The sequence below is a fragment of the Streptomyces sp. NPDC058221 genome (assembly GCF_042882365.1).
Lineage (GTDB): Bacteria > Actinomycetota > Actinomycetes > Streptomycetales > Streptomycetaceae > Streptomyces.
The window spans coordinates 18,111-36,431 of sequence record NZ_JBHVWF010000085.1; the positions used below are offsets into that span (position 1 = coordinate 18,111).

At 70.6% G+C, this 18,321-nt stretch carries 14 protein-coding genes, 1 pseudogene and 1 riboswitch; of the genes and pseudogenes, 6 read left to right on the top strand and 9 right to left on the bottom strand.

Going from position 1 to position 18,321, the window contains the following annotated elements:
• Window positions 1–11: 11 nt before the first annotated feature.
• The 4 genes from ACFVW8_RS24725 to ACFVW8_RS24740 form a co-directional block, all read right to left on the bottom strand.
• Window positions 12–1,514: a carboxylesterase/lipase family protein gene (locus ACFVW8_RS24725; protein WP_389693516.1), complete on the bottom strand. Its 1,503-nt coding sequence runs from the start codon at window positions 1,512–1,514 to the stop codon at window positions 12–14.
• A 348-nt stretch (window positions 1,515–1,862) separates the two neighbouring features.
• Entirely contained in the window at window positions 1,863–2,843 is a 981-nt protein-coding gene (locus ACFVW8_RS24730) for a terpene synthase family protein (RefSeq protein WP_389693538.1), read from the bottom strand.
• A 629-nt stretch (window positions 2,844–3,472) separates the two neighbouring features.
• Window positions 3,473–4,459, bottom strand: a complete 987-nt coding sequence (locus ACFVW8_RS24735; RefSeq protein WP_389693518.1) for an alpha/beta fold hydrolase — start codon at window positions 4,457–4,459, stop codon at window positions 3,473–3,475.
• A gap of 207 nt (window positions 4,460–4,666) precedes the next feature.
• Window positions 4,667–5,845, bottom strand: a complete 1,179-nt coding sequence (locus tag ACFVW8_RS24740; RefSeq protein ID WP_389693520.1) for a cytochrome P450 — start codon at window positions 5,843–5,845, stop codon at window positions 4,667–4,669.
• 210 nt (window positions 5,846–6,055) lie between these two features.
• Here ACFVW8_RS24740 and ACFVW8_RS24745 point away from each other — a divergent pair.
• Window positions 6,056–6,688 (top strand): annotated as a pseudogene (locus tag ACFVW8_RS24745) (alpha/beta hydrolase); the annotation flags it as partial.
• 11 nt (window positions 6,689–6,699) lie between these two features.
• Here the strand turns inward: ACFVW8_RS24745 and ACFVW8_RS24750 are convergent.
• From ACFVW8_RS24750 to gcvT, 5 genes are all read right to left on the bottom strand, one after another.
• The gene (locus tag ACFVW8_RS24750; RefSeq protein ID WP_389693522.1) at window positions 6,700–7,413 is read right to left on the bottom strand and encodes a LysR family transcriptional regulator; all 714 of its coding nucleotides are present in this window, start codon (window positions 7,411–7,413) and stop codon (window positions 6,700–6,702) included.
• A gap of 115 nt (window positions 7,414–7,528) precedes the next feature.
• A complete protein-coding gene (locus ACFVW8_RS24755) occupies window positions 7,529–8,911 on the bottom strand; it encodes an L-serine ammonia-lyase (RefSeq protein ID WP_389693524.1) in 1,383 nt (460 codons plus the stop codon).
• Between the two features lie 153 nt (window positions 8,912–9,064).
• A complete protein-coding gene (gene glyA / locus ACFVW8_RS24760) occupies window positions 9,065–10,324 on the bottom strand; it encodes a serine hydroxymethyltransferase (protein ID WP_389693526.1) in 1,260 nt (419 codons plus the stop codon).
• A gap of 19 nt (window positions 10,325–10,343) precedes the next feature.
• Window positions 10,344–10,721, bottom strand: a complete 378-nt coding sequence (gene gcvH, locus ACFVW8_RS24765) for a glycine cleavage system protein GcvH (protein ID WP_145765699.1) — start codon at window positions 10,719–10,721, stop codon at window positions 10,344–10,346.
• A 101-nt stretch (window positions 10,722–10,822) separates the two neighbouring features.
• Window positions 10,823–11,938, bottom strand: coding sequence for a glycine cleavage system aminomethyltransferase GcvT (gene gcvT / locus ACFVW8_RS24770; RefSeq protein ID WP_389693528.1), 1,116 nt, complete (start codon window positions 11,936–11,938; stop codon window positions 10,823–10,825).
• A 141-nt stretch (window positions 11,939–12,079) separates the two neighbouring features.
• Window positions 12,080–12,172: riboswitch (glycine riboswitch) on the bottom strand.
• Between the two features lie 157 nt (window positions 12,173–12,329).
• On the opposite strand from gcvT, the gene ACFVW8_RS24775 reads away from it, so the two are divergent.
• The 5 genes from ACFVW8_RS24775 (at window position 12,330) to ACFVW8_RS24795 (ending at window position 18,279) form a co-directional block, all read left to right on the top strand.
• Entirely contained in the window at window positions 12,330–13,040 is a 711-nt protein-coding gene (locus tag ACFVW8_RS24775) for an AAA family ATPase (protein ID WP_389693530.1), read from the top strand.
• Between the two features lie 240 nt (window positions 13,041–13,280).
• The gene (locus ACFVW8_RS24780) at window positions 13,281–14,051 is read left to right on the top strand and encodes an enhanced serine sensitivity protein SseB (RefSeq protein WP_389693532.1); all 771 of its coding nucleotides are present in this window, start codon (window positions 13,281–13,283) and stop codon (window positions 14,049–14,051) included.
• Window positions 14,052–14,219: 168 nt separating this feature from the next.
• A complete protein-coding gene (locus tag ACFVW8_RS24785) occupies window positions 14,220–15,026 on the top strand; it encodes an enhanced serine sensitivity protein SseB C-terminal domain-containing protein (RefSeq protein WP_389693534.1) in 807 nt (268 codons plus the stop codon).
• A 418-nt stretch (window positions 15,027–15,444) separates the two neighbouring features.
• Window positions 15,445–16,443 carry an ABC transporter permease gene (locus tag ACFVW8_RS24790; protein WP_389693536.1) on the top strand — a complete coding sequence of 333 codons (999 nt, stop codon included), beginning with the start codon at window positions 15,445–15,447 and terminating at the stop codon, window positions 16,441–16,443.
• 117 nt (window positions 16,444–16,560) lie between these two features.
• On the top strand, window positions 16,561–18,279 hold the full coding sequence (locus ACFVW8_RS24795) for an ABC transporter substrate-binding protein (RefSeq protein WP_389693540.1): 1,719 nt from the start codon (window positions 16,561–16,563) through the stop codon (window positions 18,277–18,279).
• Window positions 18,280–18,321 lie beyond the last annotated feature (42 nt).

Here is an 18,321-nt window from a genome sequence, read left to right on the forward strand (position 1 = left end):
GGGCTCCGGCTTCAGCGCTCGTCGCGGTACGGCGGCCAGCCGCGCAGCTCGTCGTCGCGCGGGGCGCGCACGGCAGCGGGGGCGCCGGGCCCGAAGGCCATCACCGGACGTGAGGCGTCCCAGGCGGGCCAGCCCGGGTCGCCGGAGCGGGCGAACCGTACCCAGGCCGCGTGCATCGCGTCCGCCAGCTCCTGCGGGGCGTCCGGGCCGGCGAGCGCCACCGCGTCCGGCCGGTCCAGGTTGTCGAGGACGAAGCCGATCTCCAGCGCGTGGCAGGCACCGAGCCGCTGCACCGGTGAGGGCCAGCCGAACTCGTAGAGGTGGGTGGAGCCGGTGGCACCGGCGCGGGCGTCGGCCAGCCGGTTCAGCGGTACGCGCAGCAGCAGATCGGTGGCGAGGGCGCCGAGCAGCTCGCCGGGGGTGGCACCGGGCCGGTTCGCGCGGTAGGTGCGGGCCGTGGCGCGGGGCACCCTGAACTTCAGCAGCGCCAGCCGGAGTTTCGTGCGGGAGAGCCGTTCGGTGAGCCCGCTGGGCACGAACCAGAGCCGGTACTCCTCGGTGTTCGAACCCATCAGCAGATCGGTCCCGGCCGAGGCGCCGTCCCGCAGCGCCTCGGCCGGATCACGGGGCAGCAGATCGCCGTCCACCACGATCTGGAAGGAGTTCCCGCCGGTCAGCGGGGTGCCGCCGCTCGTCACCGCGGTCTGCGCGGCCAGCAGGGCGGCGGGGTCCACGGCGGCCAGGGCGCGCGCGGTCGCCGCCACCCCCAGCCGCTTCGCGATCAGTTCGGTGGTGCGGCGGCCCTCGTGCACGGGGAGCGCGGTCGGGACGCCGCTCTGCAGCACCGCGCGCCGGAACAGTCCCCGGGACCGCGGCGCGGCGAGCAGTGCGGCGATGCTGATGGCGCCCGCCGACTCCCCGCACACCGTCACCAGGCCCGGATCGCCGCCGAACGCCGCGATGTTGTCGCGCACCCAGGTGAGCGCCGCGAGCTGGTCGAGCAGCCCGCGGTTTGCGGGCGCGTCCGGGAACACCCCGAACCCCTCGATGCCGAGCCGGTAGTTGACCGACACGAACACCACACCGTCGCGTGCGAAGGCGGCCCCGTCGTACAGCGCGACGGCGGACGAGCCGTGCAGCAGCGAGCCGCCGTGGATCCAGACGAGGACGGGCAGCCCGGTCCGGGTGGGTGAAGGCGTCCACACATTGAGGTTGAGGCAGTCGTCGCCCGGCACCTCGGGATCGGGCAGCAGCCGGTCGAGCGGCGGGGCGTACGGCCGCTTGGGTGCGGTCGGTCCGAAGGCCACCGCCTCGCGTACCCCCTCCCACGGCTCCGGCGGGGCGGGGGCCCGGAACCGCTCGGCCCCCACGGGCGCCGCCGCGTACGGGATACCGCGGAAGACCGCTGCTCCCTGTTCGAGGGTGCCGCGGACGGTGCCCTGGCCCGTGTCGGCGTGTGGAGCCGAGGTCCGGTCGGAGCCGGACGCGGATATCGGAGGAGGGACGGCCGTCATGTTTGCCTCCAGCCCAGCTGTGGTGAGGCCGGCGGGACCGTGCCGTCGCACTGCCGCCTGCCATCGGGCGTACGCACCAGCACATCACGGCCGGGGGCGGCCGACCATTCGTGCGGGCGCCGGGCCCTCCGCGGCCGGGCCGGGAAGGGCTGCTTCGGGTAACGCGCGTTTTTGGCCGCCGGACGGACGTCCGGCGGGACGGCCGGGACCGGTCGGGACCGGCCGGGGCATCGGTACGACGAATGTCCGGAAATCGCTGCCAGGTGACCGTGTTCCGGAGCCGTGTACCGCCCGGGACCGCCCGGCGGGGAGCGGCGGGCACTCCCGCGCACCCCGCCGGGGAGCCCGTCAGGCGGCGAAGTTCCGGGACATGGAGCCCTGTTCGTCGATCTCCACGAGGTCGGGACGGGTGTAGCGCTCCGCCCGCGCGTGGTAGTCGAAGTCCCCCCGGACGAGGCCTCGGTAGTCCTGGACGCAGCGCTCCAGGGCGGCTCGCGCACCGCCCTCGATTCCCGCCGCCTCCATCTCCTCGACGAGTTCCTTCTCGGCCCGCTGTACGCGGTCGGCAATGCGTGCCAGCAGGATCCCGGCTTCCTCCACCGCCTCCTGGAGTGTGCCCCCGCGGTCCCGCTGTATCAGCCGGACGGTGTTGTGCTCATAACCGAGCAGGGCCTCCTTCTCGAAGGAGCAGATGTCGTTGCAGAGGCCCGAATGGTCGGTTACCGCGTTGCGCAGGGCGATATACGCGGGAAGGCTCCGGGCGGATTCCGGCAGGTCTATTCCGGCGGTGATCTCGTGCAGATCGAGGAACGGCTGCATGGCCACCGAATCGCGCCGGTGCTTCACGAAGTCGGCGGTACTCGGCACATGGCCCGCGGCCCGGTCGACCGCCTCCGCGTAGTACGTCCAGAGCCAGGCCGCGGTGTCCCGGCGGAATTGCCGTACCCAGTGCGCGGGCCGGTCCGTGCAGGTCCGGACCAGCAGTTCGTCGAGGGCGTGCTCCATGGGGCCGACGGGTGCGCGGGATCCGTCGAGCACGTCCACCAGATGTGCTATCGCCGATTCGCACAGTCCGGGGTCGCGGCCGGCCGGTCCGTCGTCGAACTCGTCGTCGACGAGGAACGCCCAGAACAGCCATTGGCAGAACAGGTCGAGGTGTTTCTGTGATGCCCGGGGAAATATCAGGGATATCCAGAGCTCGGGACGCGTCCGGATCATCTTCTTGTGGGCCACCGGCGACAGGACGAGATTGCTCGACTCGGCCCATTCCCAGGCGGCCTGCCTGGTCCTCTCAACTCCCGGATTACATCCCGCGCTCTCGAACGGCATGTGGAATTCTGGAAGCGCGATCTTGCTCATGGTGCACCTCGTCGGGACGATTTCGAACAGGGAAGGGGGATGCGCGAAAAGGACGCGCACGCAGGGACCGGGGCGGCGGGCGGTGAACGCGGCCTTGTCGATCGGCGCTTCGGCAAGGCCGCGTCATCGGGGACAGCTGTCCGCACCGGCGCGGCAAAAGGGCGGTGCGACCGTGAACCGGCTGCGACGGCGAGCGCCGCGGCAGCGGATCAGCGCAGGCCCGGCGGCCGGACGTGACGAGGGGGCCGCAGCGCTCTTCGAGCAGTGCGGCCGGGCCGGACGGCCGGATCCCGTCGGGGGTGCGTCACGGGAGGGGCGGCTGTCATCGCTGTCCTCTTTCCTCCGCCGGGGCCTGGGCATCGGAGCCGGGCCCCACGGGCCCATGGCAGCGGACCGCCTGACGTGCACGGCGATCGCGTCACCACTCGTCACGACCAGTGAACTCCCAGTATGCGGGGGAGGGAAGATCCGTGTGACTGAAAATGTGTGTTCACCATGAACGACTGCTCAGTTATGAGCAGTTGAGGAACGCGTGTGTTGGCCGGGTTGGCGGAAGATGAGCATCCGGCCCGCCGGTTCGGCTCACCGGTGCGGCGGGTTCAGGCGGGCAGCGAGGCGAGCCAGTCGGTCAGGATCCGGTTGACCTCCTCGGGACGCTCCTGCTGGATCCAGTGGCCGCAGCCGTCCAGGATGTGCGAGGAGACCAGGCCGGGCAGCGTCGTGGGATACGCCGCGATGGCGTCCGCCAGCCAGGTGGTGGAGGCGTCCAGTGATCCGCCGATGAAGAGGGACGGCTGGGTGACGGGTGCGCCGTCGAAGTCCGCGAGATCCTCCCAGTCCCGGTCCATGTTCCGGTAGCGGTTGAGCGCGCCGGTCATTCCGGTCCGCTCGAACTCGCCCGCGTAAAAGTCGAGTTCGGCCTCGCCGAGCCAGCCGGGCCGCCCCTTCGGGAACCGCTCGCGCAGCGTGCCGCCGCGGCCGGCGAAGTGCGGGTCCGGGGCGTCGGGCGCCGGCATCGTGTCGGCCGAGAACGCCGCGTAGAACCCCGCGAGCCAGCCGCGGACGTCCGGCTCGATCTCCGCCTCTGCCACGCCGGGCTCCTGGAAGCGGGAGACGTAGAACTCCTGGTCCCCGCCCATCCCCGCGAAGACCTCGCTGGGGCGCGGGCCGCCGCGCGGCGCGTACGGAACGCTCAGCAGCCCCACCGCACGGAAGACGTCGGGCCTCAGCAGCGCGCAGTTCGCCGCGATCGTCGAGCCCCAGTCATGGCCGACGACCACCGCGTCGCTTTCACCGAGCGCGTGCACCAAGGCGGCGCTGTCCTCGACCAGTTCGAGCATCCGGTAGGCGGCGGCGTCTCCGGGCCGGGAGGAGCGCCCGTAGCCACGGACGTCGACGGCGACCGCCCGGTATCCGGCGGCGGCCAGCACGGGCAGCTGGTGGCGCCAGGAGTACCAGGACTCCGGGAACCCGTGCAGCAGCAGCACGAGCGGGCCGCTGCCCTGCTCGACCAGGTGGATGCGGCCGGCCGGGGAGGGCACCGTGCGGTGCGTGAGGTCCGGGGACGGGTCGGGCTGGTGCGACATGAAATCCTCCGTGGCTCTTGGTCTGCGTCGGCCCGGAGAAGGAGCCGTACACCGGCCCGCGCCCCGGACCCGCACCGCCGGGCAGCGGCCCGCCGGCTCGGAACACGATCATGCGACGGGCGCCGGGCCGGCTGCGAGTTCTGTTGCCGTTTCGGCAAACACCCGTCAGCGGTCACGGACTGCCCCGGCCGTGGGGTCACGCCGCACTCACCAGGTGACGGGCAACGACCGCAGCCCGCGCATCAGCCGCGTCCGGCGCCGGACCGGCTCCTGCTCCGGCGCGGCGAGCCGCAGCCGGGGGAAGCGGGTGAAGAGGGTCCGGAGCGCGATCTCTCCCTCGGCCCGGGCCAGCGGGGCGCCGAGGCAGCGGTGGATGCCGTGTCCGAACGCCAGATGTGCCCCGGCGTCCCGCCCGAGGTCCAGGCCGTCCGGCCCGGCGAACCGGACCGGATCACGGTTGGCGGCACCGGGGGAGATGAGGACGGGGACACCCGCCGGGATCGGGGTGCCGCCCAGGGTGAGCGCCTCGGTGCTGTAGCGGAAGGTGGCGATGCCGACGGGGGAGTCGAAGCGCAGGAGTTCGTCAAGGGCGCCGGCGAACGCCTCCGGCTCGTCGAGCAGCCGGGCGAGCGAACCGGGGTCCTGGAGCAGGGCCAGCGCCGCGTTCCCGATGAAGTGGGTGGTGGTCTCGTGGCCGGCCACGAGCAGCAGGACGGCCAGGGACAGCAGCTCGTCCTCGGTGAGCCTGTCCTCGCCGTCGCGCGCCCGGACGAGGTCGTGCAGCAGGCTGCCGTCCGGGGTGCTGCGCTTGGCCGCGACCAGCCAGGCCAGATAGCCGGCCAGGGCGTGGGAGGCGGCGTCGGTGCGGGCCGGTTCCCCGGACGCGAACAGGTCGTCCGACCAGCCGCGAACGGCCGCCCGGTCCGCTTCGGGCACCCCGAGCAGCTGGCAGATGACGGTGACCGGGAGCGGGGCGGCGAGATCCTCGACGAGATCGGCCTCCCCGCCGGGCGCCCACCCGTCGAGGAGGCCGTCCGTCACCTCCTGGATGTACGGACGCAGCCGTTCGACGGAGCCCCTGGTGAACGCCTTCGTCACCAGGCGCCGCAGCCGGGTGTGCCGGGGCGGATCACTGGCCAGCATGGTCTGCGAGACGGCGGGGTGCAGCTCGCGGCCGGACGGCCGGCCGGCGAAGAACCGGGCGGTGTCCTTGGAGAGCCGGGGGTCGGTGAAGGCCGCCCGGGCCTCGGCGTACCCCGTGACGAGGTAGCTGTGCAGCCCGTCCGAACCGGTGCGCACCCGCTGCACCGGAGCCGCGTCGCGCAGCCGCGCGTAAGCCGGGTACGGGTCCTGGAGGAACCGTGGGTCCTGAAGGGGATCGGTCATCTTCCTCGGCACTCCGTGGTGTTCACCGTGAGCGGGCCCCGCGGCGCGTCCTGATTCTCCGGGTCCTCCGGGTCCTCCGGGGGATGTTACGCGCGTGATCACGCCAGGCCGCGTCTAGTTCTGCTCAACCTCGGGTTACTCATCGGGCGTTGTTCGAGGGGGCGTCCGATGCCGGCACGCCCCTACGACCACTTCCCAAGGAGCCCTGCTATGCCCCTGCGTGAACAGGTGCGCTTCGTCAGCGATACGGCCAAGCTCGCCGGCCACCTCTTTCTGCCCGACACCACGGGCCCCGGTCACGCCGCCCCGCTGCAGGGCGTCGTGGTCGCCGGTACGTGGACGAGCGTCGAGGAGCAGATGGCCGACCGGTACGCCGAGGAGCTGGCCAGGCGCGGCTACGCGGCGCTGGCGTTCGACTTCACCGGATACGGGGAGTCCGGAGGCGAGCCCCGCGACTGCGAGTCGCCGGAGCTGAAGGTCCGTGATCTCCGCGCAGCCGCGGACTTCCTGACCGCCCATCCGGCGGTGGGTGACGGACAGCTGGGTGTGCTGGGTGTGTGCGCCGGGGCGATGTACGCGAGCGCCTGTGCTGCCGAGGACGCACGGGTGGGGTCGCTGGCGCTGGTGGCGCCGTGGCTGCACGACCGCCGTATCTGCGAGGAGAACTACGGCGGGCCGGAGGGCATCGAGGCGAGGAAGGCGGCTGCCGCCGCGGCCCGGCGGTGGTACGAGGAGACCGGTGAGGTCAGCTACGTGCCGGTGGTCAGCGGAAGCGACCCGGACGCGGCCATGCCGTTCGACATCGACTTCTACCTGAACCCGGAGCGCGGCGGGATCCCGCAGTGGCCCAACCGCTATGCCGTCATGGCCTGGTCCGAGTGGCTGGACCTCGACGCCGTCGCCATCGCCCCGTGCTGGATCGGCGCGTCCGCGGGGGTACGGCACGGGAAGTACGCCTCGCGCCATGCCCGGGACACATCGGCCGCCGTGACCAGCGGCAGCACGGCGAGATCCTCCAGCGACGCCGATTCCCGCGCTGCCAGGGGGTGGGCGGCGGGCACCACGAGGGCACGGCGCTCGGAGAACAGCACCGGCCCCACGACGACGTCGCACTCCTCCACGGGCGGCTCGGCGATCACCAGGTAGACGTCCTTGCGGCGCAGCGCCGTGATGGCGTTGTGGTACGTCGCGCCCAGGAGCTCGACCGAGCAGTGCGGATAACGGGACGAGAAGGTCTCCGCGGCCTGCGCGAGGAGCTTGCCCGACCACGGGGCGGTGAAGCCGGCGCGCAGCACACCACTGATATCCGCGCAGGCCGCCGTCACGTCGGCGACGACCTGCTGGATCTGCTGGTACGCGGGCAGCAGGCCGTCCCGCAGCTGCCGGCCGGCCGGGGTGAGGGCCACATGACGGCTGGTCCGCTCGAACAGCGCCGCGCCGATGCGGCGCTCCAGCGCCTTGACCGTCTGGCTGACCCGGCCGGGCGATATGTGCAGACGCTGCGCCGTCCGCGCGAAGTGCAGCTCCTCGGCCAACGCCAGAAACGTCTCGATCTCATACCGCTCCACCAGCCCCCCAAAGAACCACCAGGGCTTCCCGTCCGCATCCCATGGCCCCGTCGGGTCATTTCATCAGATCGGTATGCGTGCCCAGGTTCCGGAACGCCGGTCAGGCCCTGCGGCCTCAGCACTCGATGATGTTCACCGCGAGCCCGCCCCGGGCCGTCTCCTTGTACTTGACGCTCATGTCGGCGCCCGTCTCCTTCATGGTCTTGATGACCTTGTCCAGGGAGACCTTGTGGCTGCCGTCGCCGCGCAGCGCCATCTTGGCCGCGGTGACGGCCTTGACCGCCGCCATGCCGTTGCGCTCGATGCACGGGATCTGCACGAGGCCGCCGACCGGGTCGCAGGTCAGGCCGAGGTTGTGCTCCATACCGATCTCGGCGGCGTTCTCGACCTGCTCGGGCGTGCCGCCCAGCACCTCGGCGAGCGCGCCCGCGGCCATCGAGCAGGCGGAGCCGACCTCGCCCTGGCAGCCGACCTCGGCGCCGGAGATGGAGGCGTTCTCCTTGAAGAGCATCCCGATGGCTCCGGCGGCCAGCAGGAAGCGCACGATGCTGTCGTCCTTCTCCGCCTCGGTGGCACCGCCTGCCGCGAAGTTCATGTAGTAGTGCAGGACCGCCGGAATGATGCCCGCGGCACCGTTGGTCGGGGCGGTGACGACGCGGCCGCCCGCGGCGTTCTCCTCGTTGACCGCCATCGCGTAGAGGGTGATCCACTCCATGGCGTGGGTCTGCGGGTCGCCCTCGGCGCGCAGCTGGCGGGCGGTGTTCGCGGCGCGGCGGCGGACCTTGAGGCCGCCGGGCAGGATGCCCTCGCGGGACATGCCGCGGGACACACACGCCTGCATGGCGCGCCAGATGTCCAGCAGGCCGGAGCGGATCTCGTCCTCGGTGCGCCAGGCACGCTCGTTCTCCAGCATCAGGGAGGAGATCGACAGACCGCTGTCCTGGGCGAGCCGCAGCAGCTCGTCGCCGGTGCGGAAGGGGTGCTTCAGCACGGTGTCGTCGAGGACGATCCGGTCCTCGCCCACCGCGTCCTCGTCGACGACGAAACCGCCGCCGACCGAGTAGTACGTCTTCTCCAGGAGCGGGGCGCCGTCGCGGTCGTACGCGAAGACGGTCATGCCGTTGGCGTGGTACGGCAGCCTCTTGCGGCGGTGCAGGACCAGCTGCTTGTCGGCGTCGAAGTCGATCTCGTGCATGCCCAGGAGGTTGAGCCGGCCGGTGGAACGGATCGCGGCGACGCGGTCGTCGGCCGTTTCGACGTCGACGGTGCGCGGGGACTCGCCCTCCAGACCGAGCAGGACGGCCTTGGGGGTGCCGTGGCCGTGGCCGGTGGCGCCGAGCGAGCCGAACAGCTCGGCGCGTATCGAGGCGGTGTGGGCGAGCAGGCCCTCGTTCTTCAGCCGGCGAGCGAACATACGGGCCGCGCGCATCGGGCCGACCGTATGGGAGCTGGACGGGCCGATACCGATCGAGAACAGGTCGAAGACCGAGATGGCCACGGGTGACTCCTAAGGGTTGGTAGACGCCGTTGTCTGCCGGGTGGTGCGGTACGGGCCGGGTGGGCCCGAAGAGCGGGGACAAGGGATGGGGCACCGCGCCCACTGTTCAGTGTGCGCGGTGCCCCTCCCGAACGTGCAAAACCGCCGGTCGGACTACTTGATACCGGGGTACAGCGGGAACTTCTCGGCGAGCGCGACGACGCGGGCCTTCAGGTCGTCCGCGTCGTAGACGGGCTTGAGGGCGGAGGCGATGATCTCCGCGACCTCGGTGAAGTCCTCGGTCCGGAAACCGCGGGTGGCCAGGGCCGGCGTGCCGATCCGCAGACCCGAGGTGACCATCGGCGGCCGCGGGTCGTTCGGGATGGCGTTCCGGTTGACCGTGATGCCCAGCTCGTGGAGCCGGTCCTCGGCCTGCTGGCCGTCCAGCTCGGAGTTGCGCAGGTCCACCAGGACCAGGTGCACGTCCGTGCCGCCGGACAGGACGGAGACCCCGACCTCGGTGACGTCCGGCTGCACCAGACGCTCCGCGAGGATGCGGGCGCCGTCCAGGGTGCGCTGCTGGCGCTCCTTGAACTCCTCGGTCGCCGCGACCTTGAAGGAGACCGCCTTGGCCGCGATCACGTGCTCCAGCGGACCGCCCTGCTGACCGGGGAAGACCGCAGAGTTGATCTTCTTGGCGAGCTCCTGGGTCGACAGGATGACGCCACCGCGCGGACCGCCGAGGGTCTTGTGCGTGGTCGTCGTCACGACGTGGGCGTGCGGCACCGGGCTCGGGTGCAGACCCGCGGCGACCAGACCGGCGAAGTGCGCCATGTCGACCATCAGGTACGCGCCGACCTCGTCCGCGATCCGGCGGAAGGCGGCGAAGTCCAGCTGACGGGGGTAGGCGGACCAGCCGGCGACGATCAGCTTCGGCTTGGACTCCTTGGCGAGGCGCTCGACCTCGGCCATGTCCACGACGCCGGTCTCGTCGACGTGGTACGGGACCACGTTGTACAGCTTGCCGGAGAAGTTGATCTTCATGCCGTGGGTCAGGTGACCGCCGTGCGCCAGGTTCAGGCCCATGATCGTGTCGCCCGGCTTCAGCAGCGCGAACATCGCGGCGGCGTTGGCCTGCGCACCGGAGTGCGGCTGCACGTTCGCGGCCTCGGCACCGAAGAGCGCCTTGATGCGGTCGATGGCGATCTGCTCGATCACATCGACGTGCTCGCAGCCGCCGTAGTAGCGGCGGCCGGGGTAGCCCTCGGCGTACTTGTTGGTCAGGACGGAGCCCTGGGCCTCCATGACCGCGACCGGAGCGAAGTTCTCCGAGGCGATCATTTCGAGGGTGGACTGCTGGCGGTGGAGCTCGGCGTCGACAGCGGCGGCGACGTCCGGGTCCAGCTCGTGGAGGGAGGAGTTGAGAAGCGACATCAGGTGGTCCCTTGGGGTCTCAGTTGCCGGAGAACTCGGTGTACTCGTCGGCGGAGAGCAGATCCTTCGGCTCCTCGGCGACACGTACCTTGAACAGCCAGCCGCCTTCGAACGGTGCGGAGTTCACCAGCGAGGGGTCGTCCACGACGTCCTGGTTCGCGGCCGTGATCTCGCCGGTCACCGGCGAGTACAGGTCGCTCACCGACTTGGTCGACTCCAGCTCACCGCAGGTCTCGCCCGCGGTCACCGTGTCACCGACCTCGGGGAGCTGGGCGTAGACGACGTCACCGAGCGCGTTGGCCGCGTACTCCGTGATGCCGATCGTGGCCACGCCGTCCTCGACGGCCGACAGCCACTCGTGCTCCTTGCTGTACCGCAGCTGCTGGGGGTTGCTCATGACCTGAATTCTCCTGTACGCGGGGGAGTGCTGATGAACGATGGTCTTACGGTGTGAGACAGGACTGCGTCACGTACGCGGGGCCCTCGGCCGCCCGCGGGTTACTTCCGGCGCTTGTAGAACGGCAGCGCCACGACCTCGTACGGCTCGTGGCTGCCCCGGATGTCCACCGCGACGCCCTCGGTGCCGGGCGTGGCGTGCGCGGCGTCGACGTACGCCATGGCGATCGGCTTGCCGAGCGTGGGCGACGGGGCGCCCGAGGTGACCTCGCCGATGACCTGGCCGCCCGCGGTGACCGGGAAGCCCGCCCGCGGCACCCGGCGGCCCTCGGCGACCAGGCCGACGAGCTTGCGGGGCGGGGCGGTCTCGGCGCGCTCGGCGGCGGCCTCCAGGGCCTTGCGGCCGACGAAGTCGCCCTCCTTCTCGAACTTCACGACCCGGCCGAGACCGGCGTCGAACGGGGTCAGCGTGGTCGTCAGCTCGTGCCCGTACAGCGGCATGCCCGCCTCCAGGCGCAGCGTGTCGCGGCAGGACAGCCCGCACGGGATCAGCCCGCGGGAGGTGCCGGCCTCGGTGAGGGCCCGCCACAGCCGCTCGGCGTGCTCGGGTGCGACGAACAGCTCGAAGCCGTCCTCGCCGGTGTAGCCGGTACGGGCGATCAGTGCGGGGACGCCGGCGACCGTGCCGGGCAGTCCGGCGTAGTACTTCAGACCGTCCAGGTCGGCGTCGGTGACGGCGGCCAGGATCGCGGGGGACTCGGGGCCCTGGACGGCCAGCAGCGCGTACGCGTCGCGGTCGTCGCGCACCTCGGCGTCGAAGCCCTCGGCGCGGGCGGTCAGCGCGTCCAGCACGGTCTGGGCGTTGCCCGCGTTGGCCACCACCATGTACTCGGTCTCTCCCAGCCGGTACACGATCAGGTCGTCCAGGATGCCGCCGTCCTCGGCGCAGATCATCGTGTAGCGGGCCCGGCCCACGGAGACGGTGCCGATGTTGCCGACCAGCGCGAAGTTCAGCAGCGCCACGGCCGCCGGACCGGTGACGGTGATCTCGCCCATGTGGGAGAGGTCGAAGAGGCCGGCCTTCGTGCGGACGGCGTTGTGCTCGTCGCGCTCACTGGCGTACCGCAGCGGCATGTCCCAGCCGGCGAAGTCGGTCATGGTCGCGCCCAGCGAACGGTGCAGGGCATCGAGGGCTGTGAGGCGGGGGGCGGTGCTCATGGATAAGGCTCCCAGGGCATGACGACGAGGACGATCCCTCCCCATCTGTCATCGGAACCTGAGAGGTTCGCCGAGAGACCCCGCAGGGGTCCGGCTTGCACCTTGGGTGGAGCCGCAGGGCGACTCGCTTTTCAGATCTGCCTCATCCACGCGGTACGGGGCCTGAGAGATTCAAGGGAGGATCTTGCTCCTTCGGCGCCCGGTCATGGACCGGAACTCTCCCGCGCGGATTCAAGCGGCCTTTATGCAGTTGGCCGGGTCATCATCGCACGCATCGCCGGGCAGCGGGGCGCCGGTACCCCACCGGATCCGGCGGGTCGGACGCTTGTGCCGCATTACCTTTTCTTTACACTTCTTGGCAGGTGTGGGGCCGGCCGACAGGGGGATGGCGATGACGTTGCGGCGGTATGCGGCGACCGCGGGGGTCGCGCACGGCGCACTGCCCGCACAGCAGGGTGCGCCGGCCCGGGAGACGCACGGCCCGCACGGGCCCGTCGTACGGGATCTGCGCGAACGGGCCGGGCGCAGCCCGCGGAGCCTGCACTTCGCGCCGGGCGACGTCGTGGTGGTCTCCGGACTGCCGGGCAGCGGCAAGTCCACCCTGATCGGACGGACCGTGTCCGCGTCCGCACGTGTCATCGACTCCCAGGACGCCAGGGACCGCTGGGCCGGTCTGCTGCCCCGCTCGGTTCCGTACGCCCTCTACCGCCCGTTCGTCCGCGTCGCCCACTACTGGGGGCTGTGGCAGGTGCTGCGCTCCGGCGTCTCCGTCGTCGTCCACGACTGCGGCGCCCAGGCCTGGGTGCGCGGCTGGCTGTCGCGCGACGCGCGGCGGCGCGGCCGCGTCCTGCACCTCGTCCTGCTGGACGTCACCCCGCAGACCGCGCGGGCCGGCCAGCGCGAGCGGGGGCGTGGCGTCTCCGGATACGCGTTCGCCCGGCACCGCAGGGCGGTGCGCAGGCTGCTGCGGGACACCGAGACGGGCATGCTGCCGCTCGGCTGTGTCTCGGCGGTGCTGCTGGACCGCGAGGCGGCGGCGCTGCTGGCCCGGATCACCTTCGCGGACGCACAGGCGTTACCGGACAGCACGCGGAGCCGGTAGCACGCTTCCGATGCCTGGACACCCGGGGCGCGGCGCTAACCTCTAGTGCTGCGTCAGCCAAGGTTTGCGCGTAAAGGAGCGGCGTCGGGTGCGTGCTCTCGGCATGCCGGCCGGAAGCCCTCGTACTGGACGTACTCGGGCTTTCGGCCGGTGCGGCGAGAGTGCGTGCATGGCGTCGCGACGGGGTGAACCTTGGCTGGCGCAGCACTAGCTGCACGGCAGGGGCGAGAGAGGGAAGCAGTGGATATTCCGGCACCGGACGGGACCCATCCGCAGGGCGGATGGCCGGCCAACGAGCTCGAAGAAGTGCTGGGCGTCTCGCTCGGCAGCCCGGAAGCGGGCGGCCGGCTGGTGGAGGTGCTCGGCCGCAGCCACCTCTGGGTGCCGCTGCCCAACGGCGGCGGGCCGGACGCGACCGACCTGGATCTGCCGACACTGGAGATCGACGGCGCACCGTACGTCCCCGTGTTCAGCTCCGAGCAGCAGTTCCTCACCTGCGTCGGCACCCATATGTCCTTCACCGTGGCGCCCGCCCGCGAATTCGCCCGCGGGCTGCCACCGCAGCTCGGCATCGCGGTGAACCCGGGCGGCGCGGTCGGCATGCCGCTCCCGCCGCCCGCCGTCGCCGAGCTCTGCCGGACCGGACGCACCCTGCTCGACGGACCCGCCAGCGGCGGCCGGGTCCGGCTGTACGAGCCGGACTGGAAGGAGGAGCCCGTCGACTTCCTCTCCGCCGCGGCCGGCGAGTTCGAGGAGAGCGGGGTCGTGCTCAGCGCCCGCAGGGCCCTGGCCAGCATCGAGGGCGGCGACCCCGTCCTCTTCGTCGGCGTCGAGTTCTCCACCTGGGACGGTGCCGGGCGCAACGCCCCCATGGACGCCCTCGGCCGGGCGCTCGGCCGCGTCGAGGTGCCGTGGCCGGTCAACCTGGTGCTGCTCGACGTGGCACAGGACCCGGTCGCCGACTGGATGAGGGCGCGGATCCGGCCGTTCTACCAGCGCGCCGCCGAGTAGCACGGCCCGTCGCACCGCCGGGTGACAACGTCAGCCCACGGCGTCAAGTCGGTGTCATGACCGGCGCCTAAGCTGGTTTGATGGCTGGTGCCTCGGCACCGCGCCGTACCCGAGTGCCCCGGGAGCGGCAGGGCCGACACAGTGGATCGAAGAGGGGCGGGACCCAGGGTGAGTGCGTCAGGCACCGCGGCGGCCGGGCAGGTCGAGCACATGCTGCGCCAGGTGACGCCCGGGCGCTACGACGCGTACGAGGCTCTGCTCCGGGCCCTGGCGGGTGACCGGATCTGGATGCTGCTCTGGAACGGCCGGGCCGGTTCACCCGACGCCCAGTACGGCAACATGGAGATCGACGGCCTCGGTTACGCCCCCTGCGTCACCTCCGCCCATGAGCTCTCCGCCAGTGGCTGGAACCGCGCTCACGAGGTGGTGGGCGGCCGCGACATCGCCCGCGCCCTGTTCCCCGACCGCTGGGGCATCTGGCTCAACCCGCACGCACCGGGCGGCGGCGTGGGGATCCCCTGGCTGGACCTGCGCCGGATCGCCACCGGTCTCGACCGGATGCCCGCCGGTCCGCTGCGGATCAGCGACCCCGCCGTCGAGACCCCGCACTTCTACGCCCAGCTGACGCAGAACGCCCACCACACCCCGGCGATCCGCTCGCTGCGCCGTGCCTGGGTGCAGCCCGCGCTCGGCGACCCGTACCTCGCCATCGGTCTCGATCTGTACGACACCAGCCAGCCGTCGGTCGACGCGGTGCGCGCCATGATGCAGCAGTCGATCGGCGCGGTCCCGGAGGGGCTCCCGGTCTCCACCGTCGCCATGTCCGACGAGTACGACCCGGTCGCGATGTGGCTGCGGGGCAACTCCCGTCCGTTCTACGACCGGGAGTCGCACGCCCCGGCCGGCCGGAGCGGAGTCGTCGCTCCGGGTTACGGCTATCCGCAGGCGCCCGGCCCGGCGCCGCACGCCTACTAGACCCGGCGGCCCCGCTCACCGGAGCGGACAAAGCTCCCCCCGGCGGACAACACCACCGCCGGGGTCACCCAAATAGCCACGCAATGCAGCCTGTTGGGTGGCATGTCCGTTCTGGTGGATTAGCGGCCGACTGGTCCGCTCACTCGATCAAGCTGTCCGGATAACGGAAGCTCACTGACCGCATCACGTTTGAGCAAACATTCCCCGTCAGGTCTGGCGGGTGATCGCAACCGCGTTGAAGACTCCCCGCTAGTGGGGATCGTCGGCCCTTTGTACGAGGTTGCCCCGACGGACATTCCGCAGACGCTTATTTCGCATCGACACATCAGCCGCATGAACCTGCGTGGCTGACACGCGCCAGGCCGTTACCGCGGCGAGCAAGGGCCGGCCACCGCCGGCAGGAGGGGTCTAAGGCACTGTGACCGCACCGATCGAGACCACCGGATCGGCTGCCGAGGCTCAGCCGGAGGCAGTACTCACGGGAGTCAAGCAGAGCCAGATCGAGGGCCGTTCGCTCGGACAGATCGCCTGGTCGCGCTTCAAGCGCGACAAGGTGGCCGTGGCCGGCGGCATCGTTGTCATCCTTCTGATCCTGCTCGCCGTTCTCTCCAAGCCGATCCAGGCCGTCTTCGGCCTCGACCCCAACGCGTTCCACCAGGAACTCATCGACCCGGCACTGCTCGCCCCCAAGGGCGACTGGGGCGGCATGAGCTGGAGTCACCCGCTCGGCGTCGAACCGCAGTACGGCCGCGACATCATGACCCGGATCATCGAGGGCTCCTGGGTCTCCCTCGTCGTCGCCGTCGGCGCCACTCTGCTCTCCGTGGTGATCGGCGTCTTCTTCGGTGTCGTCTCGGGCTTCTACGGCGGCTGGGTCGACACGATCATCAGCCGCATGATGGACACCTTCCTGGCCTTCCCGCTGCTGCTGTTCGCGATCTCCATCTCGGCGGCGCTGCAGGACGGCGCGTTCGGCCTCACGGGCCTTCCGCTGCGGATCGCTGTACTGATCTTCGTGATCGGCTTCTTCAGCTGGCCGTACATGGGACGTATCGTGCGCGCACAGACGATGAGCCTGCGGAACCGCGAATTCGTCGAAGCGGCCCGGTCGCTGGGCGCCCGGGGCCCTTTCATCCTCTTCCGGGAGCTGCTGCCGAACCTGGTGGCGCCCGTTCTCGTCTACTCCACGCTGCTGATCCCCTCGAACATCCTCTTCGAGGCCGGTCTCAGCTACCTCGGAGTCGGTATCGCCCCGCCGCAGGCCTCCTGGGGCGGGATGCTCACCAACGCGATCGACTTCTACGAGAACGACCCGATGTACATGATCGTGCCGGGCGTGGCCATCTTCGTCACCGTCCTGGCGTTCAACCTGCTGGGAGACGGGCTGCGTGATGCTCTCGATCCCCGTAGCAAGTAGTGCCCGGGCGCTCGTCACAACGACGTGCGACATGCCATGGCAACCATCGATTGAGGGGAATTTCCTCAGGTGAAGACCAGAAAAACGACAGCGGTGGTTGCCACGGCTGTGGCCCTGATGCTGACTGCCTCCGCATGCAGTGGCTCCGATGACGACAACGCCGGCGGCTCCGGCGGCAAGGGCGGCTCCAGCGCCACCGACGCCGCGCTGACCTCGATCGTCAACAAGTCGGACAAGAAGGGCGGGACGCTCAAGCTCGAGCTGTCCGACGAGCCCGACTCGCTCGACCCCGGAAACACCTACTACGGCTGGGTGCAGGACTTCTCGCGCCTGTACGGCCGTTCGCTGACGTCGTTCAAGCCGGCCGCCGGCAAGGACGGCCTGGAGGTCGTCCCGGACCTCGCGGAGGGCCTCGGCAAGGCGAGCGCGGACGCGAAGACCTGGACGTACAAGCTCAAGAAGGGGCTCAAGTACCAGGACGGGTCCGCGATCACCTCGAAGGACGTCAAGTACGCCGTCGAGCGCTCCAACTTCGCGCCGGAGGCCATGTCCAACGGCCCGACGTACTTCAAGTCCCACCTCATCGGCGGGGACAAGTACAAGGGTCCGTACAAGGACAAGAACCCGGACGGCATCTCCTCCATCGAGACGCCGGACGACTCCACGATCGTCTTCAAGCTGAAGGACGCCTTCGCGGACTTCGACTACCTGGCGACCTTCACGCAGACGGCCCCCGTGCCGGCCGCGAAGGACACCGGTGCCGACTACGTGAAGCACATCGTGTCCTCGGGCCCGTACAAGTTCGAGTCCTACGACGAGGGCCGCGGCGCGACCCTCGTGCGCAACCCGAACTGGGACCCGAAGACCGACCCGCTGCGCCCGGCCCTGCCGGACAAGGTGACGATCCGGTTCAAGGTCAAGCAGGAGACGGTCGACAACAACCTGCTCGCGGACAACATCAGCGCTGACGCCGCCGGTACGGGCGTCGCCCCGGCGACCCAGCCGAAGGTGCTGACCAAGGCCGATCTGAAGAAGCAGACCGACAACCCGTACGCGGGCGCCACCTCGTACATCGGTCTGAACGTCAACGTGAAGCCGTTCGACAACATCCACTGCCGCAAGGCCGTGCAGTGGGGCATCGACAAGGCGTCGGTCCAGGCCGCCCAGGGCGGCGACCCCAAGGGTGACGTCGCGACGACCCTGCTGCCGCCCACGGTCAACGGCTACTCGAAGTTCGACCTGTACGAGAGCGCCGGCCACAAGGGCGACGAGGCCAAGGCCAAGGACGAGCTGAAGCAGTGCGGCAAGCCGAACGGCTTCAGCACCAAGATCTCGGCCCGCTCCGACCGCCCCGCCGAGATGTCCATGGTCACCGCGGTGCAGGCCTCGCTCAAGAAGATCGGCATCAACGCCGAGATCAAGAGCTTCCCCACCGGTAAGTACTTCTCGAACTTCGCGGGCAACCCGAGCTACGTGCACGCCAACAAGCTCGGCATGATCATGAGCGCCTGGGGTGCCGACTGGCCGACCGGCTTCGGCTTCCTGGACCAGATCGTCAACGGCGCGTCCATCAAGCCGTCCGGTGGCAACAACGTTCAGGAACTGAACGACCCGAAGATCAACAAGCTGCTCAACGAGGGCATCGCCAACACCGACACCGCCGCCCGTGAGAAGGCGTGGGGCGAAGTCGACAAGGCCGTGTCCGAAGGCGCGACCGCCGTCCCGCTGGTCTACCGCAAGAACCTGCTGCTCCGGCCGAAGTCCGCGACGAACGTCACGGTCACCCAGGCCTACCTCGGCATTTACGACTACCTGCTGATGGGTTCCGCCAAGTAGGAACGGCCCCGCTCCCCGGGCCGCGCTGCGCGGCCCGGGGAG

Bases quoted from the DNA above. Each gene is read 5' to 3' on its own strand.
- ACFVW8_RS24725 (WP_389693516.1), bottom strand. From the start codon at position 1,514: ATGACGGCCGTCCCTCCTCCGATATCCGCGTCCGGCTCCGACCGGACC.
- ACFVW8_RS24730 (WP_389693538.1), bottom strand. From the start codon at position 2,843: ATGCCGTTCGAGAGCGCGGGATGTAATCCGGGAGTTGAGAGGACCAGG.
- ACFVW8_RS24735 (WP_389693518.1), bottom strand. From the start codon at position 4,459: ATGTCGCACCAGCCCGACCCGTCCCCGGACCTCACGCACCGCACGGTG.
- ACFVW8_RS24740 (WP_389693520.1), bottom strand. From the start codon at position 5,845: ATGACCGATCCCCTTCAGGACCCACGGTTCCTCCAGGACCCGTACCCG.
- glyA (WP_389693526.1), bottom strand. From the start codon at position 10,324: ATGTCGCTTCTCAACTCCTCCCTCCACGAGCTGGACCCGGACGTCGCC.
- gcvH (WP_145765699.1), bottom strand. From the start codon at position 10,721: ATGAGCAACCCCCAGCAGCTGCGGTACAGCAAGGAGCACGAGTGGCTG.
- gcvT (WP_389693528.1), bottom strand. From the start codon at position 11,938: ATGAGCACCGCCCCCCGCCTCACAGCCCTCGATGCCCTGCACCGTTCG.
- ACFVW8_RS24775 (WP_389693530.1), top strand. From the start codon at position 12,330: ATGACGTTGCGGCGGTATGCGGCGACCGCGGGGGTCGCGCACGGCGCA.
- ACFVW8_RS24795 (WP_389693540.1), top strand. From the start codon at position 16,561: ATGCTGACTGCCTCCGCATGCAGTGGCTCCGATGACGACAACGCCGGC.